This window comes from Arthrobacter sp. M2012083 (assembly GCF_000281065.1).
In the GTDB taxonomy this organism is placed as follows: Bacteria; Actinomycetota; Actinomycetes; order Actinomycetales; family Micrococcaceae; genus Arthrobacter.
On sequence record NZ_AKKK01000047.1, the window covers coordinates 112623 to 137154 of the forward strand.

Genomic DNA, 24532 nt, shown 5'->3' on the forward strand with positions numbered 1-24532 from the left:
GACACATGCCACGCAGCCTGAAAAAAGGTCCTTTCGTTGACCAGCACCTCTTTGTGAAGGTCGCACGGGAAAACGATAAGGGCACCAAGAACGTCATCAAGACCTGGTCCCGCCGTTCGATGATCATCCCCGACATGCTCGGGCACACGATCGCCGTACACGACGGACGCAAGCACATCCCGGTGTTTGTCACTGAGTCGATGGTCGGGCACAAGCTCGGCGAATTCGCTCCCACGCGGACATTCCGCGGCCATGTTAAGGACGACCGTAAGGGCAAGCGCCGCTAGGCGCCTGACTTTACGTCTTAGACGAGAGAAGGAAAGCAATGGAAGCCAAGGCTATTGCGCGTCACATCCGCGTAACGCCTATGAAGGCCCGGCGCGTCGTCAACCTTGTTCGTGGTAAGCAAGCGAATGAGGCTCTGGCAATTCTGAAGTTTGCCCCCCAGGCAGCTTCGGAGCCGGTATTCAAGGTACTTCAGTCGGCAATGGCCAACGCACGTGTCCTCGCGGACCGTGACGGCGTTGCATTCGACGACAGCGACCTCTTCATCACCGAAGCATTTGTTGATGAAGGCCCGACCATGAAGCGGTTCCAGCCGCGTGCCCAGGGCCGCGCCTACCGCATTAGGAAGCGGACCAGCCACATCACGCTGGTTGTCGCAACCCCGGAGAAAGAGGAGGCTCGCTAAGTGGGACAGAAAGTAAACCCGCACGGGTTCCGACTCGGCATCACCACCGACCATGTTTCGCACTGGTTCGCTGACAGCACCAAGCCCGGACAGCGCTACAAGGACTTCGTCCGCGAGGACATCAAGATCCGTCAGCTCATGTCCACCGGCATGGAGCGCGCCGGCATCGCCAAGGTCGAGATCGAGCGCACCCGTGACCGTGTCCGCGTGGATATCCACACGGCACGCCCGGGTATCGTTATCGGCCGCCGCGGCGCTGAAGCAGACCGCATTCGCGGCGAGCTCGAAAAGCTCACTGGCAAGCAGGTTCAGCTGAACATCCTCGAGGTCAAGAACCCCGAGATGGAAGCACAGCTTGTTGCCCAGGGCATCGCTGAGCAGCTGACTTCCCGCGTGGCTTTCCGCCGTGCGATGAAGAAGGCCATGCAGTCCGCACAGCGTGCGGGTGCCAAGGGTATCCGTGTTGCTTGCTCGGGTCGTCTGGGTGGCGCAGAAATGTCCCGCTCGGAGTTCTACCGCGAAGGCCGTGTGCCCCTGCACACCCTCCGTGCGAACATCGACTACGGCTTCTACGAAGCCAAGACCACCTTCGGCCGTATTGGCGTGAAGGTTTGGATCTACAAGGGTGACGTAACTGCCAAGGAACTGGCTCAGCAGGCAGCTGCTGCTCCGTCCCGTGGCCGTGCAGGAGACCGTCCGGGCCGTCCGGGTGGCGACCGCCGTCGTCGTAACGACCGTCCGGCAGCTGAGGCAGCACCCGCTGCCGTTGAAGCACCGGCCGCTGAAGCTGCTGCTCCGACAGCAGAAGGAGGACAGGCTTAAATGCTTATCCCACGTCGAGTCAAGCACCGTAAGCAGCACCACCCGGGTCGTTCCGGCGCTGCAACGGGCGGCACCAAGGTCAGCTTCGGTGAGTACGGTATCCAGGCTCTCAGCCCGGCATACGTAACCAACCGTCAGATCGAGTCCGCTCGTATCGCGATGACCCGCCACATCAAGCGTGGCGGTAAGGTCTGGATCAACATCTACCCGGACCGTCCGCTGACGAAGAAGCCTGCTGAAACCCGCATGGGTTCCGGTAAGGGTTCTCCGGAATGGTGGGTCGCAAACGTCAAGCCGGGCCGGGTTCTCTTCGAACTCTCCGGTGTCAATGAAGAGGTAGCTCGCGAGGCCCTGCGCCTGGCAATCCACAAGCTCCCGTTGAAGGCACGCATTGTGCGTCGCGAAGGTGGTGAATAGAAATGGCAGTAGGGTCGAAGGATCTCGCACCCGCACAGCTGGACGGTTTCGACAACGAGCGTCTCGTTGAAGAACTCCGCAAGTCCAAGGAAGAGCTGTTCAACCTGCGTTTCCAGTCCGCCACCGGACAGCTGGAGAACCACGGTCGCCTGCGCGCGGTAAAGAAGGACATCGCACGCATCTACACCGTTCTCCGTGAGCGCGAGCTGGGCATTCGTGCCGAGGTTGCCGCACCGGTTGTGGAAGCCAAGGAAGAAAAGAAGTCCAAGAAGGCTGCCAAGGCTGAAAAGGCCGAAGTTGAAGCTGGAGAGGACGCCAAGTGAGCGAGAAGGAAACTGTGACGGAAGCAGCAGCCAGCGCTGAACAGCGCGGTTACCGTAAGACGCGTCGCGGCTACGTTGTCTCTGACAAGATGGAAAAGACCATCGTTGTTCAGGTTGAAGACCGCGTGAAGCACGCTCTGTACGGCAAGGTTATTCGCCGCACCTCGAAGATCAAGGCTCACGACGAAGAGAACACCGCCGGCATCGGCGACCTCGTTCTCATCTCTGAGACCCGCCCGCTCTCCGCTACCAAGCGGTGGCGCCTGGTGGAGATCCTCGAAAAGGCCAAGTAAATCCGACGCCGGGCACGCCCGGCAGTGGTTCACTGGAAAGGCCCGCATTCCTTTGGGAATGCGGGCCTTTCCGCTTCTCCAGCCGTTTCGGTTTCAGGCCGTAAACGTGCTAGGATATTGAGTTTGTATGGCGCCACTTGTGCGTCGTCCACTACCTCGTAAACAATCGTGCCGCTGCATACTGCCCCGCGCAGAGTTTTCTGCAAGGGAAGCTGATGCTTGTGGCACGGGCGTTTAGGCCTGTACTGGCAAAATCCAGGCAGGTCAAGAGACACCCCGATCAACCGTTCCGCAAGGCTCATTCCGTATGCATGATTTCGGTCTGAGAACCGGCGCGACGCAAGGAGTAAAAATTGATTCAGCAGGAGTCGCGACTCAAGGTCGCCGACAACACGGGTGCTAAGGAAATCCTTACCATTCGCGTTCTCGGTGGATCCGGTCGTCGCTACGCAGGCATCGGCGACGTCATCGTCGCCACCGTCAAGGACGCTATCCCTGGCGGCAACGTAAAGAAGGGTGACGTCGTCAAGGCTGTCATCGTTCGTACCAAGAAGGAACGCCGCCGTGCGGATGGTTCCTACATCAAGTTTGACGAAAACGCAGCTGTGATCCTGAAGAACGACGGTGACCCCCGCGGTACCCGTATCTTCGGCCCGGTTGGTCGTGAACTTCGCGACAAGAAGTTCATGAAGATCGTTTCGCTGGCCCCGGAGGTGCTTTAGTCCATGGCTAAGATCAAGAAGGGTGACCTCGTTCAGGTCATCACCGGCGCCAAGCAGGAACGTGGCGGCGACCGCGGCAAGCAGGGCAAGGTCCTGCGCGTATTCCCGGACACCAACCGCGTGCTGGTAGAGGGAATCAACCGCGTCACCAAGCACTCCAAGGTCGGTCAGTCGCAGCGCGGCACCAAGACCGGTGGCATCGAGGTTGTTGAAGCCCCGATCCACGTTTCCAACGTTGCTTTGGTTGACCCGTCGACCAAGAAGCCGACCCGTGTTGGTTTCCGTCTCGACACCGTTGAGAAGGATGGCGCTACCAAGACCGTCCGTATCCGCGTGTCCAAGGCCACCGGGAAGGACATCTAATGACTGAGACTCTCGAGACTCCAGTAAAGATCGTTCCGCGTCTGAAGACGAAGTACGCAGAGACCATCAAGAAGTCCCTGCAGGACGAATTCAGCTACGCGAACGTCAACCAGGTTCCCCGCCTGGTGAAGGTTGTAGTGAACATGGGTGTTGGAGATGCCGCCAAGGACTCCAAGCTGATCGACGGCGCTGTCCGCGACCTCACCCTGATCACCGGCCAGAAGCCGCAGGTAACCAAGGCCCGCAAGTCGATCGCACAGTTCAAGCTGCGCGAAGGCATGCCCATCGGTGCACACGCAACTCTGCGTGGAGACCGCATGTGGGAATTCGTGGACCGTCTGGTTTCGCTGGCTCTGCCGCGTATCCGCGACTTCCGCGGCCTCAACGGCAAGCAGTTCGATGGCAACGGCAACTACACCTTCGGTCTGACCGAGCAGGTTATGTTCCACGAAATCGACCAGGACTCCATTGACCGCGTTCGCGGTATGGACATCACGGTCGTCACCACCGCCAAGACCGATGACGAAGGCCGCGCGCTGCTCAAGGCGCTTGGTTTCCCGTTCAAGACCGAAAACTAACTACGTGACAGGTCCGTCCGCGCTGGCTCTTAGGAGCAAGCGCAGCGGAAACCGGTACGAGGAAGGGCTATAGCCCAAATGACTATGACAGATCCTGTCGCAGACATGCTCACGCGTCTGCGCAATGCAAACTCGGCATACCACGACACCGTGTCCATGCCGTACAGCAAACTGAAGGCACGCGTTGCTGACATCCTGAAGGCAGAAGGCTACATTGCCGGCTGGAAGGAAGAAGACGCCGAGGTTGGCAAGAAGCTGACCATCGACCTGAAGTTCGGTCCGAACCGCGAGCGTTCCATCGCTGGCGTCCGCCGCATCTCCAAGCCGGGCCTCCGCGTTTACGCGAAGTCCACCAACCTGCCGCACGTGCTGGGTGGCCTGGGTATCGCAATCCTGTCCACCTCTTCCGGCCTCCTGACTGACAAGCAGGCCGGTAAGAAGGGCGTGGGCGGCGAAGTCCTCGCGTACGTCTGGTAACGGGAAAGGAAGAGAATAATGTCACGTATTGGACGTCTCCCCATCACCGTTCCTGCCGGAGTTGAGGTCAAGCTCGATGGCTCCGTCATCAGCGTCAAAGGTGCCAAAGGCGAGCTGAGCCACACTGTGGCCAGCCCGATCGAGGTTACCCAGGAAGAGAACACTCTCACGGTCACCCGCCCGAACGACGAGCGCAACTCGCGTTCGCTGCACGGCCTGACCCGCACCCTGATCGCCAACATGATCCAGGGCGTTACCGAGGGCTACGAGAAGAAGCTTGAAATCGTTGGTACTGGTTACCGCGTTCAGGCCAAGGGTTCTGACCTGGAGTTCGCTCTGGGCTACAGCCACCCGGTCAACGTCTCTGCACCCGAAGGCATCACCTTCGTAGTAGAGGGTCCGACCAAGCTCTCTGTTGCGGGTATCAACAAGCAGCAGGTCGGCGAGGTTGCTGCCAACATTCGCAAGCTGCGCAAGCCCGACCCCTACAAGGGCAAGGGTGTCCGTTACGCCGGCGAAGTCATCCGCCGCAAGGTCGGAAAGGCTGGTAAGTAAACCATGGCCATCGCAATTAACAAGAAGCGTTCGAACAAGAGCAAGTCTGCTGCACGCAGCCGTCGCCAGCTTCGTATCCGCAAGCGCATCACCGGTACGGCTGTACGTCCTCGTCTGGTCGTCAACCGTTCGGCACGTCACGTATTCGTCCAGGTTGTCGATGACAGCAAGGGTGTAACCGTGGCTTACGCTTCCACCCTGGAAGCTGACCTCCGCGCATTTGACGGAGACAAGACTGCCAAGGCCAAGCGTGTCGGCGAGCTCGTTGCCGAGCGTGCCAAGGCTGCAGGCGTCGAAGCTGTTGTCTTCGACCGTGGCGGTAACAAGTACCACGGCCGCATCGCCGCCGTCGCTGACGGTGCTCGCGAAGGTGGGCTGGCACTGTGACCGTTGAAAATAACGAAAAGGACATTCAGGTGACTGAAGCTGTAGCTGCTGAAGCAACTGAGACCGCACCCGCTACCGATGACCGCCGCGGCGGACGTCGTGGCGAGCGCGGCGACCGTGGCCAGGGCCGCGGCGACCGTGGTGGCCGTGGTGGCCGCGACGGCGGTCGTGAGGCTGAGAAGAGCCAGTTCGTAGAGCGCGTTGTCACCATCAACCGCGTTGCCAAGGTCGTCAAGGGTGGTCGTCGCTTCAGCTTCACCGCTCTCGTCGTCGTCGGTGACGGCAACGGTATGGTCGGCGTCGGCTACGGCAAGGCCAAGGAAGTTCCCGCGGCTATCGCAAAGGGCGTTGAAGAGGCCAAGAAGTCCTTCTTCCGCGTTCCCCGCGTTGGCAGCACCATCCCGCACCGTGTGCAGGGTGAGGCCGCTGCAGGTGTAGTCCTGCTGCGTCCGGCTTCCGCCGGTACCGGTGTTATCGCCGGTGGTCCGGTCCGCGCGGTATTGGAGTGCGTGGGTATCCACGACATCCTCTCCAAGTCGCTCGGTTCCTCAAACGCGATCAACATCGTTCACGCGACTGTTGCCGCTCTGAAGCAGCTCGAAGAGCCCGCTTCCGTGGCTGCCCGCCGTGGCCTGCCGCTGGACGAGGTTGCTCCTGCTGCTCTGGTGCGCGCGCTCCAGAACCAGAAGGCAGGTGTTTAGTCATGGCTAAGAACCTGACTCCCTCCGACGCCAAGTTGGAGATCACCCAGATCAAGGGCGTCATTGGCGCCAAGCAGAACCAGAAGGCCACCCTTCGGTCCCTCGGCCTGAAGCGCATCGGACACACCGTTGTCCGCAACGCTGACGCCGTGACCGTTGGAATGCTGAACACGGTTCCGCACCTCGTGAATGTAGAGGAGGCGAAGTAATGGCAGAGAACAAGACCGCCGAAGAGACTGCTGAGATGCAGCACGCTCTGAAGGTCCACCACCTGCGCCCCGCCCCGGGTGCCAAGACCGCCAAGACCCGTGTTGGTCGTGGTGAAGGCTCCAAGGGTAAGACCGCTGGTCGCGGTACCAAGGGTACGAAGGCCCGCTACCAGGTAAAGGCTGGCTTTGCCGGCGGCCAGTTGCCGCTGCACATGCGCCTGCCGAAGCTGCGCGGCTTCAAGAACCCGTTCCGGGTTGAGTTCCAGGTTGTTAACCTGGAGAAGCTCAACGAGCTGTTCCCGGAAGGTGGCGTTGTCACCGTCGAGTCCCTGGTTGAGAAGGGTGCCGTTCGCAAGAACCAGCCCGTCAAGGTGCTGGGCACCGGCGACATCACCGTCAAGGTTGACGTCACCGCCCACGCATTCTCTTCCAGCGCTGCGGAAAAGATTGCTGCAGCAGGCGGAAGCACCACTGCTCTCTAAGAGCCAGTGGGGCAAATGCCCGTTGTAAAAGGATCCCGGTATGCGGGGCTTCGGCCCTGTATACCGGGATTTTTTGCGTGATTGTGGACTCTCGATTATTCCGACGGCGTTACAAGCGGTTAGACTCGGTTGTTGGGTTTCATTGATCCCATCCACATCCTTGTACTTTCTACTCAGGAGGACGCTTGCTAAGCGCATTCGGCCGGGCGTTTCGGACGCCTGATTTGCGACGCAAGTTGTTGTTCACGCTGGGAATCATCACAATCTTCCGCTTGGGAGCTTTTATCCCCTCGCCTGGTGTGAACTACCAGAATGTCCAGCAATGCTTGAACACCGGTGACACCTCGCAGGGCATCTACCAGCTGGTGAACTTGTTCAGCGGCGGCGCGTTGCTGCAGGTTTCAGTGTTTGCCTTGGGCATCATGCCCTACATCACGGCGAGCATCATCGTGCAGCTGCTACGGGTGGTCATTCCCCGGTTCCAGCAGCTCTACGAAGAGGGCTCCTCCGGTCAGTCAAAGTTGACGCAGTACACCCGGTACCTCACCATCGCTCTCGGACTGCTGAACGCCACCACGTTGGTGTCGCTCGCCCGCTCCGGCCAGTTGCTGCCCGGCTGCAACCTGCCCATCATTCCTGATGAGAGCATCATGACCACCATCCTCATCATCATCACGTTGACGGCCGGTACTGGCCTCATCATGTGGATGGGTGAACTGGTCACGGAAAAGGGTGTGGGCAATGGCATGTCGCTGCTGATCTTCACCTCCATCGCTGCAAGCTTCCCCGGCTCGCTGGGCTCCATCTGGGAGTCGAAGGGCCCGGGTACCTTCTTCATGGTCCTGGCCGTTGGCTTGCTGACGGTGGCCTTGGTGGTCTTCGTGGAGCAATCCCAGCGTCGCGTTCCAGTTCAGTACGCCAAGCGTATGATCGGACGCCGCACAGTGGGTGGCACCAGCACCTATATCCCCATCAAGGTGAACATGGCCGGCGTCGTGCCTGTCATCTTCGCGTCCTCCATGCTCTACCTGCCCGGGCTGATTTCACAGTTCAACCAGCCGGCGCCAGGGGAGCAGATGGCCCCGTGGGTTGAGTGGATCAACAACAACCTCACCCGTGGCGATCACCCCATCTACATGGCACTGTATTTCGCCATGATTGTGTTCTTCACCTACTTCTATGTCGCCATCACCTTCAACCCTGAAGAAGTGTCGGACAACATGAAGAAGTACGGCGGGTTTATTCCGGGCATCCGGGCGGGTAAACCGACCGCGGACTACCTGCAGTACGTGCTTTCCAGGATCACCTTGCCTGGAGCCCTTTACCTGGGCTTCGTGGCTTTGATTCCTTTGGTTGCACTCGTCCTGATCAACGCCAACCAGAACTTCCCGTTCGGTGGCACGTCAATCCTGATCATGGTGGGTGTTGGCCTGGAGACCGTCAAGCAGATTGATGCGCAGCTACAACAACGTCACTACGAAGGGCTTTTGCGATGACGAGAATGCTGATCATTGGACCTCCCGGTTCGGGCAAGGGTACGCAGGCTGAGCGGATTTCCGAGCGCCTCGGCGTAGTCGCCATCTCCACCGGCGACATCTTCCGTGCCAACGTAAAGGGCGAAACCCCTTTGGGCATCGAGGCCAAGAAGTACATGGACGCCGGTGACTTTGTTCCGGACAGCGTCACGAACAACATGGTTCGCGACCGCCTGAGCCAGAGCGATGTCGAAAACGGCTTCCTCCTGGATGGCTACCCGCGCACCACCGCGCAGGTGGACTACTTGGACCAGATCCTCGCTGAGGGTGAGCAGGAGCTCGACGTCGTGCTCCAGCTGACCGCCGATGACGAAGAACTGGTAACCCGACTCCTTGGCCGTGCCAAGGAAACGGGCCGTTCGGATGACAATGAAACCGTCATCCGGCACCGCCTGGATCTCTACCACGAGCAGACCGAGGCGGTTGTGGCCAAGTACGCCGAGCGTGGCATCCTCACGCAGGTTGACGGCATTGGCGGTATCGACGAAGTTACCGACCGTGTGCTGACGGCGATCGAGTCGGCCAAGGCCGTTTAGTTTGTTCTCCACATAGCCCGTAAAACGGCGCTGGAGCGAGGGGTGTGTCCCGTACCGTGAGTGCGGGGCACACCCTTTTCTTTTCCATCCTGCTTTTCAATTTCGGCCACGCTCCCGGGTACGGGAAAATGGTTGAAGCACGAGGCCTGATCGGCCTCTACAGCAAACCTTCCAGAGGAGATCATGGCGTTCGGTCAGCCCCGCATTGAATACAAAACCAACGAGCAGATGCGAACCATGCACCAGGCAGGCCTTGTCCTGAGCCGTGCACTCGACGCTGCCGTTGCGGCGGCCAAGCCGGGTGTCACCACCAAGGACCTGGACGACGTTTTCGCCGCAGTCCTCAACGATGCCGGAGCAAAGTCGAACTTTCTTGGTTATCACGGCTTCCCGGCCACCATCTGCACCTCGGTCAATGAGGAAGTGGTCCATGGCATCCCGGGCGGCAGGGTCCTCAACGACGGCGACATTATTTCCATCGACGGCGGCTGCATCGTTGACGGCTGGCATTCCGACTCTGCCAGGACCGTGATTGTTGGCAAGGTTGATCCCGAAGACCAGCGTCTTTCCGACGTGACCGAAGCAGCCATGTGGCGCGGCATAGCAGCCCTCGCCCAAGGCAAGTTTGTAGGAGACATTGGGAACGCGATCGATGACTACGTGTCATCCGTCCCCGGAAAGCCTTTGGGCATCCTGGAGGACTACGTGGGCCACGGCATTGGCTCAGAGATGCACATGGCCCCGGACGTTTTGAATTACCGCACCAGTCACCGCGGCCCCAAGATCCGTCCGGGCCTATGCCTGGCCATAGAACCCATGCTGGTTCGCGGCGGCATCGAGACCGCTACCCTCGACGACGACTGGACCGTCGTCACCACGGACGGCAAGCGTTCCTGCCAGTGGGAGCACTCGGTAGCTGTTCACGAAAAGGGCATCTGGGTCCTGTCCGCCCCGGACGGGGGAGCCGAGCAGTTGGCACCGCTCGGCGTCGTGCCTGTCCCCATCCCGTAACACCTGCAGATGAAGAGCTGGGCTACTCAAGTAGCCCAGCTCTTCGCATATCCGGGAAGGCAGTTATGCCTTCAGTTTGGGCTTTACATCCTTGGTGTAAATGCCCTCGAGGGTCTTCTTGAGTTCGGTCATGGTTGCTTGGACGTCACCTTGCTGCGTCAGGATCTTGGCCGCCGATTTGGCCATCTCCTGGTCAGCGCCCGGCAGGAACACGCGGGCGTTGTCCTGAACCTTGGTGGCGGCTAGCTGATCCATGGCGGTCTTGATCTGTGGGGTCGCCGCGAGAACCGCCGACATGTCGGCTGAGAGCCTGGTGGGCATGTAGCCGGTGGCGGCTGAGAAAGCGGCGGTGTTCTCCGGTTCGGTCATGAACTTGAGGAACGTCGCAGCAGCCAGTTGCTCTTCCTTGCTGATGCCGCTGGGGATACCGAGGCCCGCGCCGCCTGTGGGGCAGACTCCGCTGGGTGCCTCCGGGCCGCCGGGAAGGAATCCCACGCCCACGTTGAACTTTGCCGCCTTTAGGACGCCAAGCAAGGACCCTGTGGAGGAAATCGTGGACGAGGTGATCCCAGCGGCGAAGTCGTCAGCTGCCTCCTTGGACGAGACGCCGGCCCAGCCATCCTTGTAGATGGTGTCCTGCGCCCACTGCAGTGCGGCGACGGACTGAGGGGAATCGCAAGTGATGTCCCAGTCCTTTGACCAGCCTCCGCCCCAGCCCCACAGGTTGTTCTGAAGGGTCCAGCCTGCGTACCCGGCCAAGGCGGGGTAGATGTAGGCGTACTGCGCACCAGAGGTGGCCTTGAGTTTCGGCGCCCACTCTGCGAACTCTTGCCAGGTGGCAGGCGCCCGATCCGGAAGCCCTGCGGCCTTGAAGTGGTCCTTGTTGTAGTAGAACAGCGGTGTGGAACGGCCGTAGGGGAGCGCCCACTGCTTGTCCTCGTACTTGTAGTCGTCCACCAGCGACTTCTGGAAGTCCTCGATGTTGATATCCAGTTGCTTCACCAAGCCATCAAGGGGAATGATGCTGCCGTTTGAGTAGTAGCGGAACCACCAGACATCCGAGAGGACGACCAATCCCGGCAGGCCAGTCTTGGCCGCCTGGGACGTCTGGAACTTCTGGGCGATCTCTTCGTAGTTGGCGCCCGCCGTCACCAAGTTGACCTTGATGTCAGGGAACTTGGCGTGGAACTTCCCGATGATCGCCTTCTCCACGTCCTGCGACTTACCCGGGTGGTTGGTCCAGAAGTCGATGGAGGCCGCGGGCTTTACCCCGCTGAAGTCGATCGATGCGGTGTCGACGGCGTCTGCCGTACCCGCCGTCGACGGTCCGCCGCATGCGGCAAGGGCCGCAGCTCCGGCGCCGAGGCCGGCGAGTCCCAGGAAATGTCGGCGGTCAAGGTTGGTGCGCATGGTGTTTCCTCTCAATAACGTACTTCGATGCGAATGGTGCGGTTGGAGAAAAATCAGCCGGTGACACTGCCTTGGGTCAGGCCGGCAACGATGTAGCGCTGGAGTGCTGCGAACACCAGCAGGATGGGCACGATCACCAAGACTGCTCCTGCCATGAGGATTCCCCAGCCGGCACCATTGCCCTCCGAGTTCTGCAGCAGGGTCAGGCCCACGGGAAGCGTCATGGTTTCGGGGCGGTCGGTGATGATGAGGGGCCAGATGTAGTCGTTCCATTCACTGACCACGGTCACCAGCGCCACAGTTGCAATCGATGGCACCGAGACCGGGACGATGATCTGCCACAGCCGGCGCCAGTGACCCGCACCGTCAATTTCAGCTGCTTCGAGGATCGACGGCGGCAGGGTCAGGAAGTGTTGTCGCAGCAGGAACGTACCGAACGCCGTTCCCAAGCCTGGAAGAATGATTCCCCACAGGGTGTTCTTGCCACCCATCCCCGCGATCAGGATGTAGTTGGGCAGGATGGATACCTGCGCCGGAACCATGAGCGCCACCAGGATCAGCACGAAGATCACGTTCTTGAACGGGAAACCGACAAACACCAGCGCGTAAGCGGTGAGGATCGCCAAGATGACCTTGATGGACGAACCCACCACCGTAACGATCAAGCTGTTGGCGAAGAACTGCGCGAACGGAACCGTAGTCATGGCTGTGGCGTAGTTCTCCAGGTTCAAGGACTCCGGCAGGATCTTCAGATCCATGGTGACGATCTCGCCCGGTTGCTTGAAGGAACTCAACAACATCCAGAGCAACGGCAGGAACACCACAAGCGTTGCGATGACCAGAGGCACATAACCGGTGGCCACCGTGCGGATGATGTTGGCTTTGGAAAAGGGGCCCAGTGGCTCATTCGGGTTGGGCTTTTGGGAGGCCTCTGGTGAGGAATCGACGACGACTGCGGGTGCGGGCGCGCTCATGAATAGTGGACCTTTCGCTCAACGAACCTCAGTTGGAGAACCGTAATGATCAGCAGGATCGCGAAGAGAATCACCGAAATTGCCGCAGAGTAGCCCGCCCGGTTATAGGCGCCGAATGCCTGGAGGTACGCCTCGTAAATCAGCGTGCTGGTGCCGTTGCCCAGCGGAGTCATGATGCGGATAAGGTCGAAGGCCTGCAATGAACTCAGCATGGTGGTGATCAGTAGGAAGAACGTAGTGGGGGAGAGCAACGGCATGGAGATGTTGAAAAATCTCCGCACGCTGTTGGCGCCGTCCAACGCCGCAGCTTCCATGACGTCCCTGGGCAGGGACTGCAGGCCGGCCAGATAAACCACGGCGCAGTAGCCCAGGTTCTTCCAGACGTACACGATGATGACCATCACCAAGGAAAGCTGGGGATCATTGATCCACTGCGGGCTCTGTTGTCCGAGGCCGCGCAGGACCCAGGCGAGCACTCCGTAGCCGGGATCAAAGATGAACAGCCACACCAAGCCGACACCCACCCCGGAAAGCACATAAGGCGCGAACACCGCGGAACGGGCGAACGTGGTGCCGCGAACCTTGGAGTTCAAGGCAAGGGCAACCAGCAGCCCAAGCACCATGGAACCGCCCACCGTAACCAGCGTGAAGATAGCTGTAGTCCCCAAGACCTTAGAGGCATCCTCACTGGTGAAGAACGTGACGTAGTTCTCCAGCCCAACAACCGTGGCCGAAACCGAACCGAGCGTCCAATCCAACGTGGAGTAGTAGATGTTGTTGATCAGCGGCCAATAGGTGAAGATGCCGATCAACGCCAAGTTGGGCAACGCCATGGCAAGGAAGACCACAAAGTCACGGCGACTGCGACCGGACCAACGCTTCCTGTCAAGACGGGGCTTTGCCTCCGCACCGGCCGCAACCGGCGGCTGTGGGCCTGGCCTGCCTGCAGGCTCAGCGCTGCTGCTATGAATCTGTCGGATAGTCATGAGTCACTAACGGTTTCGGACGAATGTGGGGCGCCTGCTCCCGGACCGGGGCGGCGAAGACAGGCCTAGCTCACCACACCGACAGGCACCGATCGGACGAAAAGGGCGTCCCGTACCGATAGTTGGCTGACACTTCCAGAGCCGTTTACGCGGCGTTACTCGCGTGTTCGAATTCGAGGCTCGGCTCCCACTTGTTGCAGAACTTTCCCCCGATGGCGAGGCCAACCGGGCCGCAACCCTCGGTGCGCTCGGTCGTTCCTCCCCAACGGCCCCCCTAACCTCGCAAGCTCGGCCAGGGAACCCGGCCATCGTGGGCCTACCTTAGACGCGCGCTGCCGGGTCGCACCCGGCCGGCCTTCGAAGCGGGGAGTGAGGCAGGTGGAGAATGGAGCCATGAATTCGATCACCGATGTTGCTGGCATACGGGTTGGGCATGTGCAGAGGGTAGGGAAGGGGTGGTTGTCCGGGGTAACTGTGGTGCTCCCTCCCGTGGAGACTGTGGGGTCCGTGGATGTGCGCGGCGGAGGTCCGGGCACTCATGAGACCGATGCCCTGGATCCCACAACGCTGGTTTCCACTGTGGATGCCGTGGTGCTGACCGGGGGAAGTGCCTTTGGTTTGGCTTCTGCTACCGGTGCCCAGCTGTGGTGTGAGGAGCAGGGGCGGGGGTTTGCTGTTCCCGGGACGGTGGTGCCGATCGTGCCGGCGGCCGCCATCTTCGATCTCGGACGCGGCGGAGACGTCAAAGCGCGCCCCGACGCCGACATGGGCTACCAGGCTGCCGCCGCAGCGTACGCCTCAGGCGACCATGCCGCCGTCGGGCGTGGAAACGTGGGTGCCGGGACCGGGGCCGTCATTGGGCGCGGGCAGTACAAGGGTGGGATCGGTACGTCGTCCATCACGCTCGGTGACGGTGTGATCGTCGGGGCCATTGCCGTGGTGAACGCGCTGGGTATGCCGATCGGTCTTGTCCCGGACGCCGTTCCGGGGACGCCGGCCGCACAAGGGCTCAATACGACGCTCGTGGTGATTGCGACGAATGCTGTTCTGGATGCGGCGGAATGTAAGCGGACCGCCAGTGCCGGTCATGCAGGGTTGGCCCGGGCGTTGAATCCGTCCCATACTTTGGCGGACGGCGACACCGTGTTCGCGTTGGCGACCGGCGCCGTCGGGCTTGATCGCAGCACTGAGCAGGCGCGGCAGGTGTCGCTGATAACGCTCCAAAGCGCCGCGGCTGAAGCTGCCCGGCTGGCAATTCTGGATGGCGTCCTTGCGGCCGCAAGCGTCTCGACGGCGGCGGGCGACTTCCCCGCCTATCAGCCGGTGGGGGAGTGACGGCTGGAGGCAGGTGCGCTACCATAGACGGATTTAACTTTCCGGCCTCATTGGCGTAGAGTTATTTGTTGGTTGTCTGTGCAGCCACGCCCTTTTTAGTGTCGTGGTTCCAAGAGGGCCAAGCAAACAAAAAACGTCCGCTGGATCTTCGGTGCCTAACTGGAGGACGGCGGCAAACAACAGTTAGCGGAGGATATGGCCAAGAAGGACGGGGTCATTGAGATCGAGGGCGTTGTGACTGAGGCGCTGCCCAATGCGATGTTTCGTGTTGAGCTCACCAATAAGCACGTCGTTCTCGCACACATCTCTGGGAAGATGCGACAGCACTACATTCGAATCCTCCCCGAGGACCGGGTAGTGGTGGAGCTGAGCCCATACGACCTCACACGTGGTCGTATCGTCTACCGCTACAAGTAAATTGCTGGGCGGCAAGGCAATAGTGCCTAAGCCGCTCCAGCAGATCAACTGCAAAACACGCAAAGGAACGCCATGAAGGTCAAGCCGAGCGTCAAGCAGATCTGCGACAAGTGCAAAGTGATCCGCCGTAACGGCCGGGTCATGGTGATCTGCGAGAACCCGCGCCACAAGCAGCGCCAGGGCTAATTCCCCTTTCGGGAATCAGCGTCCGCGAGGACAAACCTGGGCTGCTAGCCCACGCAAGTAAATAAAGGCAGCACAAGCTGTGCCAGGACTGCATTACAGAGCCTGGTCAGCGAACCCCCGGTCGGAGGCTGGGGCCACACTGAACGTGTGGGTGTACTGCCTACGACCTCCGGTTTATTCAAGGAGTACTGCCACTATGGCTCGTCTCGCTGGCGTAGACATTCCCCGCGAAAAGCGGTTGGAAATTGCGCTTACTTACATCTACGGCGTGGGCAAGACCCGTGCACACGAAACCCTGGCTGCCACCGGCATCAGCGCTGACGTTCGCGTCAAGGACCTGACTGACGCCGAATTGGTCCAGCTGCGTGACTACATTGAAGGCAACTACAAGGTTGAGGGTGACCTTCGCCGCGAGGTAGCCGCTGACATCCGCCGCAAGGTAGAGATCGGCAGCTACGAAGGCCTGCGCCACCGCAAGGGCCTGCCCGTACGCGGACAGCGTACGAAGACCAACGCTCGTACCCGCAAGGGCCCGAAGCGCACCGTCGCCGGCAAGAAGAAGGCCGGACGTTAATCCCTCGGGATTGATCCGGTTTTCCCCCGATAACTTTCTGTAGGAGAAACAATGCCCCCGAAGACTCGTGGAGCGGTTCGTAAGCCGCGTCGCAAGGATAAGAAGAATATTGCGCTTGGCCAGGCGCACATCAAGAGCACCTTTAACAACACCATCGTGTCCATCACGGACCCGAACGGTGCTGTAATCTCATGGGCTTCCGCCGGTGAGGTTGGCTTCAAGGGCTCCCGTAAGTCCACCCCGTTCGCTGCCCAGATGGCTGCCGAAGCTGCTGCAAAGCGCGCTCAGGAGCACGGTCTGCGCAAGGTTGACGTATTCGTCAAGGGCCCGGGATCCGGACGCGAAACCGCAATCCGTTCGCTTCAGGCCGCTGGCCTCGAGGTTGGCTCCATCCAGGACGTCACCCCCAGCGCCCACAACGGTTGCCGCCCGCCGAAGCGCCGCCGCGTCTAATTAGGTCTTCCCCGCCTGACCGGCCGGGCCTGCTATGGATGGTTTCGATCATCCGTCAGCATGGCCCGGCTGGTCAGGCTGGAAACCGAAGCCGATTTCCACCACCTGTGTTGCGTCATATAGCGGATGCTCGCCGAAAGGAAACCTAAGTGCTCATTGCACAGCGCCCCACCCTGTCTGAAGAAGTTGTATCCGAGAACCGCTCCCGTTTCATCATTGAACCGCTGGAGCCGGGCTTCGGCTACACCCTCGGAAACTCCCTCCGCCGTACCCTGCTCTCCTCCATCCCCGGTGCTGCTGTAACCAGCATCCGGATCGATGGCGTGCTGCACGAGTTCACCACGGTTCCGGGTGTCAAGGAAGATGTCACCGAGATCATCCTGAACATCAAGAACCTTTCGGTTTCCTCCGAGCACGATGAGCCGGTTGTTGCTTACCTGCGCAAGCAGGGCCCCGGAGTCGTCACCGCCGCGGACATCGCTCCGCCGGCCGGCGTCGAATTCCACAACCCGGATCTGCACATTGCCACTCTGAACTCGAAGGGCAAGTTCGAACTCGAACTGACCATCGAGCGCGGCCGTGGCTACGTTTCGGCAGCTCAGAACAAGTCCGGCGACTCCGAGATCGGCCGTATTCCGGTTGACTCGATCTACTCGCCGGTCATGAAGGTAACTTTCCGCGTGGAAGCTACCCGTGTTGAGCAGCGCACCGACTTCGACAAGCTCATTGTCGACGTCGAGACCAAGCAGGCCATCGCCCCGCGCGATGCTGTTGCTTCCGCAGGCACCACCTTGGTGGAACTGTTCGGTCTGGCTCGTGAGCTGAACACCGCAGCTGAAGGTATCGAGATTGGCCCGTCGCCGACGGACGCTGCCCTGGCAGCGGACATGGCTCTGCCGATCGAGGATCTGGACCTCACCGTCCGTTCCTACAACTGCCTCAAGCGTGAGGGCATCCACACCGTGGGTGAACTCGTTGCCCGCTCCGAGGCTGACCTGATGGACATTCGTAACTTCGGTGCGAAGTCCATTGACGAGGTCAAGGCAAAGCTCGTCGAACTGGGTCTGTCCCTCAAGGACTCCCCTCCCGGTTTCGATCTCGCAGCCCGCGCCGCAGCCATCGAAGAGGACGACGCCGCGTTCAGCGACGACGAGCTCTAAACAGCAGATCTTGGCCGCCGGGTCCAGCGATGGACCTGACCGGCTTACATAACAGGAGAAATAACTATGCCTACCCCCACTAAGGGTCCGCGCCTCGGAGGCGGCCCGGCTCACGAGCGCCTGATGCTCGCGAACCTGGCAGCTGCTCTTTTTGAGCACAAGCGCATCACCACCACGGTCACCAAGGCCAAGCGCCTTAAGCCGTACGCAGAGCGTCTGGTCACCTTCGCCAAGCGTGGCGACCTCGCTTCCCGCCGCCGCGTTCTCGGCCTGATCAGCGACAAGGGCGTTGTCCACGAGCTGTTCACTGACATCGCCGGTGCCGTTGCTAACCGCGATGGTGGCTACACCCGCATCACCAAGATCGGCAACCGCAAGGGCGACAACGCTCCCATGGCTGTCATCGAGCTCGTTCTCGAGCCGGTTTCCCCGAAGCAGGCCGTTGTTGCTGAAGCAACCGCTGCCGCTGCCAAGGCTGCTCCGGCTGCCGAGGAAGAGGTCGTTGAGACCGAAGCTGCAGAGACCGAAGCCGCTGAAACCGAAGAGGCTCCGGCCGCTGAGGCAGAAGCCGCTGAAGCTGAAGCTGCTGAGACCGAAGAGGCTCCGGCCGCTGAGGACAAGAAGTAATTCACTGAATTCTTCACAGTAGACTTAAGTCTATGAACGAACGAAAACCCGCTGCCCCCGTTATGGGGGGCGGCGGGTTTTTGCGTGTCCGTCTGGATCTTTCCTACGATGGCGGCCCTTTTAGCGGGTGGGCTCTGCAGCCAGGTCTCCGGACCGTGCAAGGATCCCTTGAGGAAGCTTTGGCGCTTCTACTACAGCGACCGGTTCGCGTGACGGTTGCAGGCCGGACGGACGCCGGCGTCCACGCCCGCGGTCAAGTCGTTCACCTGGACCTGACGGAAGCCGAGTGGCTGTCACTGCCGCGCGGGCACGAACTCGATCCCGCCGTCGCGCTTTTACGCCGACTCCGCGGTGCTTTGAGCCGCATCCTCGGCGACCTGACAGGTGCGGTTGAAGTTCACGACGCCGGTCTGGCGCCGGAAGGGTTCGACGCCCGCTTTTCAGCGTTGTGGCGGAGGTACAGCTACCGGATTGCCGACGGTCCGGAACGCTGGGACCCGGTTCTGCGGGGGATTACCTTGTGGCATAAGGCGCCGTTGAATGTGGAGCTCATGAACGAGGGCGCCTTTGCGTTGCTGGGCCTCCAGGATTTCCGTTCTTACTGCAAACCCCGCGAGGGAGCCACGACCATCCGCGAGCTGCAGCAGTTCTCGTTTGCTCGGGGAAGCGACGACGTTATTGTTGCCACCGTGCAGGCCGATGCGTTCTGCCACAACATGGTGCGGTCCCTTGTAGGTTCCGCCTTGCGAGTGGGGGAGGGTTTGGAGTCTCCGGCGTGGCTGTACACGCGGCTCTTGGAACGAAAGCGCGATGCCAAGTCAGTGCTCGCTGCGCCACATCCGTTGGTACTGGAAGAAGTTGCCTACCCGTCCGACAACGAGTTGCTGGCTCGCGCCGAACTGACTCGGGCGCGGCGGGAGTAGTCCTGTCTGTCCCTGCCTATGGTGAGTTGAGCGGACGTGGGAGGACCCCCTCCCGGCTCTGGGTACCGGAAGGGGGCCGTTGTGGCCGCCCGAGGTCTGGGATCCGCGAACGGCCGGTCTATTTCCCGAGGGACAAGATCAGCCGAATGCCTGCATGATCTTGATGACTGCGGGACCCAGAAGGACTATGAACAGCACCGGGAAGATGCAGAACAGCAAAGGGAACAGGACTTTGACGGGAAGCTTCATCGCCTTCTCTTCTGCTGCCTGACGGCGCTTGACGCGTGCCTGCTTTGCCTGTGCACGCAGGACGTTGGCTATGCCGATGCCGTACTTGTCAGCCTGGATGACTGCGAGGACAAAGCTCCGGATGTCCGGAACGGCGCACCGTTCCGCCAAGGCCTCATAGGACTCTTGCCGTGGTCTGCCTACCTGGATATCCTGCAGCGTCCGCATGAGTTCCTGAGGGAGTGGGCCTGATCCTTGAGAGGCTGCCCTTTCCATAGCTGACTCAAATCCGAGGCCAGCCTCAACTGAGATGAGCATCTGGTCGAGGGTGTTCGCGAACTCAAGCTTGATGGCTTCCTGTCGTTTTATCCCGGTGTTGTAAATCATGAGATCGGGAAGGAAATAAAGAAGCATCACCGCGAAAAGGGATATTCCAACAATGCCCGGGCCGGGGCTGACAAGAAATAGGAGTATTCCGGCAACTGACCCTGCAAGGGCGAGAGCCGGCTTCATGGCTATGAGTTTCGGCAAGGGCATGGATGCCGGTCGCCCAGCGAGGGCGAGCCAATGATCCAATTTTGCTTCGTAGCTTCCTGGAGTCAGCTTTCTGGCAACACCAAGCATGAGAGGTGGGCGCTTCAGGTTTACAGCCGTGCCTTGCGCGAATCCTGATCCAAGGTTGCTTTGGATAGCGACGATGCCCTTCCGGTCAAGGCTGAGCAAAGACCACGCGAAGTACGCGAGAGGCAGAACAATAACGGCAATGATCAGCCAGACTATGGGAGTCATGAGCCCTGCCTCCTAGAACTTGATCTTCACTGTGCGGCTCATCCAGAAGCCGCCGATGACGAATAGGACGGCACTTACTACTACTAAGGCGATCCCTACCGGGTGTTCGGCGAAGAGCCTCATGTAGCCGGGGTTCAACACGGACATGAAGAGGCCCACTGCGATGGGAAGAATCATCAGAACCACGGCGGACATTTTGCCCTCAGCGCTCAGGGCACGTACGTGTCCTTTGATTTCGCTGCGTTCCCTGATGGTTCCTGCGACCTGTTCGAGCACCTCGGCCAGGTCACCGCCCACTTCCCGGTTAATCTGGATGGCTTGACCAATCCAGCGGAAATCCTCGCTGTCCATACGTTGTGCGCAGTCATCTATCGCCCGACGCGGATCCTGTCCGATTCTGACTTCGTTGACGATGCGGCTGAGCTCTTCCGATGTGGGGACTTGTGCCTCTTGGGCTGCTGCTTCCAACGACCTCATGATGCTGTGACCCACACGTAGCCCACCGATCAACATCTGAATCGTGTCCGTGAGCTGGGCATCGAACTTGGCGCGTCGTTTCTGGGTTCTTATTATCAACACCAATTTCGCAAGCAACGGCGCCGCGACGGCCAACAAAACCCCAATGAAAATGTGGAAGAGCAAAGTGCCAATGACTGCCGAGACTATTGCGCTGGCAATAACCGTTACCGTGAAGTCGGCTGGAGAGTGCTTGACTCCGGCCTGGTAGAGAACTTCCCTGTTGAAGGGGCCACCCGAGCGACCCAGCGCGGTGTCCATGAACTGTACGGCTGTCTCGGATACGCGACCCACAGCTGAGTTGTCGTGTGATAACTCGTAGCGGCGACGCTCGATGGGGATGGATCCGTTTCGAGGCTTCAGGACGAAGACTATTGTCAGGATGAGCGCCCCTATGCAAAGTCCGATGGCAGCGAAGAAGAGAACAGGAGAATCCATCGCTATCGCCTCCCAACGGGTTGCGCAACCACGCCGAAGGTGGCCGGCGAAACCTGGATGCCAAGTTCGGAAAACCGGTCGAGGAAACGGGGCCGGATTCCCGTTGGAACTGCCTTGCCCAGGAAACGGCCCTGAGCGTCCAAGCCAGCGGAGTAGTCGAAAAGAAAAGCATCCTGTAGCGTCACGACTTCACCCTCCATGCCTTGTACTTCGGTCACATGGGTGACCCGCCGACTGCCATCGCGCAAACGGGTCACCTGGACGATGAGATCAACGGCGGAGGACACCTGTTCGCGGATGGCTCGTAGTGGTAGGTCCATTCCAGCCATGAGGACGAGTGTCTCCAAACGGGCTATGGCATCACGCGGGGAGTTTGCGTGGACCGTTGACAGGGATCCGTCATGGCCGGTGTTCATGGCCTGAAGCATGTCCAGGGATTCACCGCCACGTACTTCGCCAACAATGATGCGGTCTGGTCGCATACGGAGAGAGTTCCGTACCAGGTCGCGGATGGTGACAGCACCTCTTCCCTCAATGTTGGCTGGCCGGCTTTCCAGCCTGACAACGTGTTGCTGTTGAAGTTGAAGCTCCACTGCGTCTTCAATCGTGACGATCCGGTCAGACTCCGGGATGAAGGAAGAAAGAACGTTCAGTAGCGTCGTCTTTCCGGTGCCGGTACCGCCTGAGACGATCACATTCAGGCGCGCTCGAACGCACGCACTCAACAAGTCAGCCATCTCGTGGCTTATGGAACCCCAGTCAATGAGATTCCTGACAGTGAGTGGGGTATGACTGAATTTCCTGATGGTGAGTGAAGGTCCGTTGACCGCAAGCGGAGGAATGATGGCGTTGACGCGGGAGCCATCCTCCAAGCGGGCATCGACGAGTGGTGACGATTCATCAATGCGGCGCCCCACCTTGGATACAATTCGTTCGATGACCTTTCTCAAGTGGTCGTCGGAACTGAACTGCAGGTCCGTCAAAGCCAAATGACCGTGGCGTTCCACGTAAATCTGGTCATAACGGTTGACCATCACTTCGGTGATCGACGGATCTTCCAACAAACGCTGCAGCGGGCCAAAGCCCATGACCTCATCCGCGATCTCCCGGATGAGGCGTCGCCGCTCTTCCGGCGACAACGGGACCTGCTCGTCATCAATGACGGCGGAAAGTTCATCCACGGCAAAGGTGCGAAGGTCCTCCTCGGAACTCGACGTGTCCCCGATACGATTGCCGATGCGCTCGAATAGTGCATTAGCGGCCCGTTGCTTCAGGCCAGCCAACGCATCGACAGCAGGAGCACTTGGCGCTCCGCCAAGGAGTGGTGCGGCCGGGGAATGCACTGGCAGTGAAGGGACGGGCGAGGTGACCTTGGCAGAGCCATCCTTGCCACCTTCGCCCGAAACATCGACACCAAGCGGAGTGTTCTTTGAAAGCCTTTCCGACAGTTTCACGAGACCACGACCCTTCTGTGTTGCTTGCTCTGCGGTGCAGCGGCCAAGCGGGGATCAAAGCGCTCAACCAGTTTGCGGAGTCCTTTTGTGGCGGAGTCGCGTGTCGTCCCCTGCAGAACCGGCACGCCTCTGTTGGTTGAAAACGGCAGATTGCGGGACCTGGGGATGACTGTGTCAATTGGTACCCCAATGGTTGCTTCGACGTCCTGCACCGAGATGCCACTCTTCCTGTCGGCAAAATTCAGCACCGTATGCCGGCCCTGGGGAAGAAGTTGCAACTCTTTGAGAACGCTGAAGCTCTTACGAAGACCCCGGATACTTGGGACGTCCATACCGCAGACCCAGACTCCGTCGGTGGCAAGCTCAAGTGTCGCCAGGCAGTGTTCCCCCAAGCCGGGAGCGGTGTCCACAACGACGTATTTGAATTCCGTCGCCAGCTGGTTCAGAAGGCGGGACACGTGCTCGGCTGTGATGTAGTCCGATTCGGATGGCCTGCTTGGAGCACACAAAGCATAGATGCCGGCGGGATGCACCGTCAGGAAGGCTTTTAGAACCATGGAGTCCTGGGCTGCAGAACCGTGCACTGCTTCAGTGATCGAGTGTTCCGGCTCAAGCAGGAGACCGGACGCCACATCTCCGAATTGCAAATCCAAATCTACGATGACGACGCTCATCGGAGCGACGGCTCCCAGACCCACGGCCAGATTGGTTGCAACGGTTGTCTTGCCTACCCCGCCCTTCGGAGACATCACGGCAATGACCCGTCCTCGTTCATGCCCTGGCTCGGCCGCAGGCTGCATACCCCGTCGTCGGCTGGCCGCAGCGAGGCAGGCGCGCTCCAGAAGGACGCGGAGCTCATTCACCTCGATCTCGGGGGATATGACATCCCGGACGCCGGCATGCATTGCGCGCAAAACAAGATCGGGCTCAGGCTCGGAGACGAGGAGGAGGCTGATCTCGGGATACTGGAGATCGAAGACGGTCGCCAGCTTCAGTGCGTCGTCCGATTTTACGCCGGGGCCCAAAATCATGACCTCGGGTGGGGCACCTGTCAGTCGCTTGAAGACATCGTCGGTGCCACCTTGCAAAACCTCGGGTGACAGGGTCTCCAGGTCTCCATGGAGTGCTCCAGTAATGGCTTGTCGGACACGGGATTCAAAGTCCCTGACTGCAGTGATCGCTACGAAGCGGCTCATTGGACCAGCCCTCCGAAAGTCGTCGTGGGCGGGTCGCCTTTCACGGTCTTGTCGGTCTGCTTGGACAACCACAGCGTTCCAAACTCTGCGCCAAAGACCATCTTGGCGGCGTTTGCGTCACTAAGGGCAACGGTCACGTAGGCCGATCCGTTAGGTAATGCGACGCCCTTGTCCGTGCCTGCTGACTTTTCGGCGTCGGGTGCCGCTTGTTGAACGGCCGTCACAAGCACATCGTGATAGAGCAGCTCCGTGAAATCTTTCCAGCCGGTGAGATTGGCAGGAAGATTGGCGCCTGCCGGGATGGCTTCATCCAACTTGAATGAAGCATATACAGTGACGGTGTCACCCGCTTCAATGCGACCTCCCAAAATACGCTCAGGAGCCAGAACGAACGTGGCTTCCTGCAATCCCTCAGGAACAGGAACGGTCCCCGGTACCAATTCGTTGGGGTTCACCAGCTTGACGCCAAGCATTTGTTCGCCGGGCTGCAAATCGACGCTGGTGACCTTGCCTTTTTGGTCGCCCAAGGCACTGATTGTTCCCTGGGCAACCGCCGTTTGGGGCAGGGTTTCAGTTGTTACTTTGTTTCCGAGCTCCTCGACCTTGGTTCCGGCCGGGATGCGTTCTTTGACGACGAGTACATTTACGGGTTCGAGCCCTTGCTGCGCCCGCTTATCGGCTCCCTGCACATAGGTAACCAATAAGACGGTGCCAATGACTGCCAACAGCAGTGCGGCAATGCCTCCCAGTAGGCGTGCTTTCAC

At 60.0% G+C, this 24532-nt stretch carries 34 protein-coding genes; 26 read left to right on the forward strand and 8 right to left on the reverse strand.

Annotated features, from left to right (window positions below; translation table 11 throughout):
* Positions 1-5: 5 nt before the first annotated feature.
* The 18 genes from rpsS to map all read left to right on the forward strand — a co-directional run bounded on the left by rpsS (position 6) and on the right by map (position 10102).
* Positions 6-287 carry a 30S ribosomal protein S19 gene (rpsS, locus tag A477_RS0117800; protein ID WP_011775591.1) on the forward strand — a complete coding sequence of 94 codons (282 nt, stop codon included), beginning with the start codon at positions 6-8 and terminating at the stop codon, positions 285-287.
* 38 nt (positions 288-325) lie between these two features.
* Positions 326-691, forward strand: a complete 366-nt coding sequence (gene rplV / locus A477_RS0117805; RefSeq protein ID WP_011775590.1) for a 50S ribosomal protein L22 — start codon at positions 326-328, stop codon at positions 689-691.
* Positions 692-1513: a 30S ribosomal protein S3 gene (gene rpsC / locus A477_RS0117810; protein WP_017200270.1), complete on the forward strand. Its 822-nt coding sequence runs from the start codon at positions 692-694 to the stop codon at positions 1511-1513. It abuts the gene before it with no gap.
* Positions 1514-1930 carry a 50S ribosomal protein L16 gene (gene rplP / locus A477_RS0117815; RefSeq protein WP_003803795.1) on the forward strand — a complete coding sequence of 139 codons (417 nt, stop codon included), beginning with the start codon at positions 1514-1516 and terminating at the stop codon, positions 1928-1930.
* Between the two features lie 2 nt (positions 1931-1932).
* Positions 1933-2253, forward strand: a complete 321-nt coding sequence (gene rpmC, locus A477_RS23895) for a 50S ribosomal protein L29 (RefSeq protein ID WP_014922387.1) — start codon at positions 1933-1935, stop codon at positions 2251-2253.
* Positions 2250-2546, forward strand: a complete 297-nt coding sequence (rpsQ, locus tag A477_RS0117825; RefSeq protein ID WP_011775587.1) for a 30S ribosomal protein S17 — start codon at positions 2250-2252, stop codon at positions 2544-2546. The genes rpmC and rpsQ overlap by 4 nt, the downstream gene beginning before the upstream one ends.
* Positions 2547-2899: 353 nt before the next feature.
* On the forward strand, positions 2900-3268 hold the full coding sequence (rplN, locus tag A477_RS0117830; protein ID WP_003803789.1) for a 50S ribosomal protein L14: 369 nt from the start codon (positions 2900-2902) through the stop codon (positions 3266-3268).
* A 3-nt stretch (positions 3269-3271) separates the two neighbouring features.
* The gene (rplX, locus tag A477_RS0117835; protein ID WP_011775586.1) at positions 3272-3631 is read left to right on the forward strand and encodes a 50S ribosomal protein L24; all 360 of its coding nucleotides are present in this window, start codon (positions 3272-3274) and stop codon (positions 3629-3631) included.
* Positions 3631-4209, forward strand: a complete 579-nt coding sequence (gene rplE / locus A477_RS0117840) for a 50S ribosomal protein L5 (protein WP_011775585.1) — start codon at positions 3631-3633, stop codon at positions 4207-4209. The genes rplX and rplE overlap by 1 nt, the downstream gene beginning before the upstream one ends.
* A 78-nt stretch (positions 4210-4287) precedes the next feature.
* Positions 4288-4686, forward strand: coding sequence for a 30S ribosomal protein S8 (gene rpsH, locus A477_RS0117845; protein ID WP_011775584.1), 399 nt, complete (start codon positions 4288-4290; stop codon positions 4684-4686).
* 18 nt (positions 4687-4704) lie between these two features.
* Positions 4705-5241, forward strand: coding sequence for a 50S ribosomal protein L6 (gene rplF / locus A477_RS0117850; RefSeq protein WP_011775583.1), 537 nt, complete (start codon positions 4705-4707; stop codon positions 5239-5241).
* Between the two features lie 3 nt (positions 5242-5244).
* Positions 5245-5628, forward strand: coding sequence for a 50S ribosomal protein L18 (gene rplR, locus A477_RS0117855; protein WP_011775582.1), 384 nt, complete (start codon positions 5245-5247; stop codon positions 5626-5628).
* A 29-nt stretch (positions 5629-5657) separates the two neighbouring features.
* Positions 5658-6329 carry a 30S ribosomal protein S5 gene (gene rpsE, locus A477_RS0117860; protein ID WP_011775581.1) on the forward strand — a complete coding sequence of 224 codons (672 nt, stop codon included), beginning with the start codon at positions 5658-5660 and terminating at the stop codon, positions 6327-6329.
* A gap of 2 nt (positions 6330-6331) precedes the next feature.
* Positions 6332-6538, forward strand: coding sequence for a 50S ribosomal protein L30 (gene rpmD, locus A477_RS0117865; protein ID WP_011775580.1), 207 nt, complete (start codon positions 6332-6334; stop codon positions 6536-6538).
* Positions 6538-7020 (forward strand): 50S ribosomal protein L15, encoded by a 483-nt coding sequence (gene rplO / locus A477_RS0117870; protein WP_017200272.1) that lies wholly within the window; start codon positions 6538-6540, stop codon positions 7018-7020. The genes rpmD and rplO overlap by 1 nt, the downstream gene beginning before the upstream one ends.
* A 185-nt stretch (positions 7021-7205) precedes the next feature.
* Positions 7206-8516 carry a preprotein translocase subunit SecY gene (gene secY, locus A477_RS0117875; protein ID WP_017200273.1) on the forward strand — a complete coding sequence of 437 codons (1311 nt, stop codon included), beginning with the start codon at positions 7206-7208 and terminating at the stop codon, positions 8514-8516.
* Positions 8517-8521: 5 nt separating this feature from the next.
* Positions 8522-9091: an adenylate kinase gene (locus A477_RS0117880; RefSeq protein WP_017200274.1), complete on the forward strand. Its 570-nt coding sequence runs from the start codon at positions 8522-8524 to the stop codon at positions 9089-9091.
* Between the two features lie 183 nt (positions 9092-9274).
* Positions 9275-10102, forward strand: coding sequence for a type I methionyl aminopeptidase (gene map / locus A477_RS0117885; protein ID WP_026005742.1), 828 nt, complete (start codon positions 9275-9277; stop codon positions 10100-10102).
* A 63-nt stretch (positions 10103-10165) separates the two neighbouring features.
* On the opposite strand, the gene A477_RS0117890 is transcribed toward map, so the two are convergent.
* Genes A477_RS0117890 through A477_RS0117900 form a run of 3 tightly spaced genes read right to left on the reverse strand, consistent with a single transcriptional unit; the run spans position 10166 to position 13472 of the window.
* Positions 10166-11512 carry an ABC transporter substrate-binding protein gene (locus A477_RS0117890; RefSeq protein WP_017200275.1) on the reverse strand — a complete coding sequence of 449 codons (1347 nt, stop codon included), beginning with the start codon at positions 11510-11512 and terminating at the stop codon, positions 10166-10168.
* 53 nt (positions 11513-11565) lie between these two features.
* Complete coding sequence (locus tag A477_RS0117895) at positions 11566-12486, reverse strand: carbohydrate ABC transporter permease (protein ID WP_017200276.1); 921 nt, start codon at positions 12484-12486, stop codon at positions 11566-11568.
* Positions 12483-13472 carry a carbohydrate ABC transporter permease gene (locus tag A477_RS0117900; RefSeq protein WP_017200277.1) on the reverse strand — a complete coding sequence of 330 codons (990 nt, stop codon included), beginning with the start codon at positions 13470-13472 and terminating at the stop codon, positions 12483-12485. The genes A477_RS0117895 and A477_RS0117900 overlap by 4 nt, the downstream gene beginning before the upstream one ends.
* Positions 13473-13865: 393 nt before the next feature.
* Between A477_RS0117900 and A477_RS0117905 the strand changes: the two genes are divergently transcribed.
* The 8 genes from A477_RS0117905 (at position 13866) to A477_RS0117940 (ending at position 19147) form a co-directional block, all read left to right on the forward strand.
* Positions 13866-14807, forward strand: coding sequence for a P1 family peptidase (locus A477_RS0117905; RefSeq protein WP_192812022.1), 942 nt, complete (start codon positions 13866-13868; stop codon positions 14805-14807).
* 195 nt (positions 14808-15002) lie between these two features.
* Positions 15003-15224, forward strand: a complete 222-nt coding sequence (gene infA / locus A477_RS0117910; protein WP_011775571.1) for a translation initiation factor IF-1 — start codon at positions 15003-15005, stop codon at positions 15222-15224.
* Positions 15225-15296: 72 nt separating this feature from the next.
* Positions 15297-15410 (forward strand): 50S ribosomal protein L36, encoded by a 114-nt coding sequence (gene rpmJ, locus A477_RS0117915; protein ID WP_011775570.1) that lies wholly within the window; start codon positions 15297-15299, stop codon positions 15408-15410.
* Between the two features lie 196 nt (positions 15411-15606).
* Positions 15607-15984, forward strand: coding sequence for a 30S ribosomal protein S13 (gene rpsM, locus A477_RS0117920; RefSeq protein WP_011775569.1), 378 nt, complete (start codon positions 15607-15609; stop codon positions 15982-15984).
* A 51-nt stretch (positions 15985-16035) separates the two neighbouring features.
* Positions 16036-16437 carry a 30S ribosomal protein S11 gene (gene rpsK / locus A477_RS0117925; protein WP_014922380.1) on the forward strand — a complete coding sequence of 134 codons (402 nt, stop codon included), beginning with the start codon at positions 16036-16038 and terminating at the stop codon, positions 16435-16437.
* A gap of 149 nt (positions 16438-16586) precedes the next feature.
* Entirely contained in the window at positions 16587-17597 is a 1011-nt protein-coding gene (locus tag A477_RS0117930) for a DNA-directed RNA polymerase subunit alpha (protein ID WP_011775567.1), read from the forward strand.
* 66 nt (positions 17598-17663) lie between these two features.
* The gene (gene rplQ, locus A477_RS0117935) at positions 17664-18224 is read left to right on the forward strand and encodes a 50S ribosomal protein L17 (RefSeq protein ID WP_017200279.1); all 561 of its coding nucleotides are present in this window, start codon (positions 17664-17666) and stop codon (positions 18222-18224) included.
* Between the two features lie 32 nt (positions 18225-18256).
* The gene (locus A477_RS0117940) at positions 18257-19147 is read left to right on the forward strand and encodes a tRNA pseudouridine synthase A (RefSeq protein ID WP_237715826.1); all 891 of its coding nucleotides are present in this window, start codon (positions 18257-18259) and stop codon (positions 19145-19147) included.
* Positions 19148-19285: 138 nt separating this feature from the next.
* On the opposite strand, the gene A477_RS0117945 is transcribed toward A477_RS0117940, so the two are convergent.
* From A477_RS0117945 to cpaB, 5 genes are read right to left on the reverse strand one after another with little or no spacing between them, the layout of a single operon-like run.
* Complete coding sequence (locus tag A477_RS0117945; RefSeq protein ID WP_017200281.1) at positions 19286-20164, reverse strand: type II secretion system F family protein; 879 nt, start codon at positions 20162-20164, stop codon at positions 19286-19288.
* A 12-nt stretch (positions 20165-20176) separates the two neighbouring features.
* Positions 20177-21118 carry a type II secretion system F family protein gene (locus tag A477_RS0117950; RefSeq protein WP_017200282.1) on the reverse strand — a complete coding sequence of 314 codons (942 nt, stop codon included), beginning with the start codon at positions 21116-21118 and terminating at the stop codon, positions 20177-20179.
* 2 nt (positions 21119-21120) lie between these two features.
* Entirely contained in the window at positions 21121-22572 is a 1452-nt protein-coding gene (locus tag A477_RS0117955; RefSeq protein ID WP_017200283.1) for an ATPase, T2SS/T4P/T4SS family, read from the reverse strand.
* A complete protein-coding gene (locus A477_RS0117960; RefSeq protein WP_017200284.1) occupies positions 22569-23768 on the reverse strand; it encodes a CpaE/TadZ family protein in 1200 nt (399 codons plus the stop codon). Before A477_RS0117960 ends, A477_RS0117955 begins: the two co-directional genes overlap by 4 nt.
* Complete coding sequence (gene cpaB, locus A477_RS0117965; RefSeq protein ID WP_017200285.1) at positions 23765-24532, reverse strand: Flp pilus assembly protein CpaB; 768 nt, start codon at positions 24530-24532, stop codon at positions 23765-23767. Before cpaB ends, A477_RS0117960 begins: the two co-directional genes overlap by 4 nt.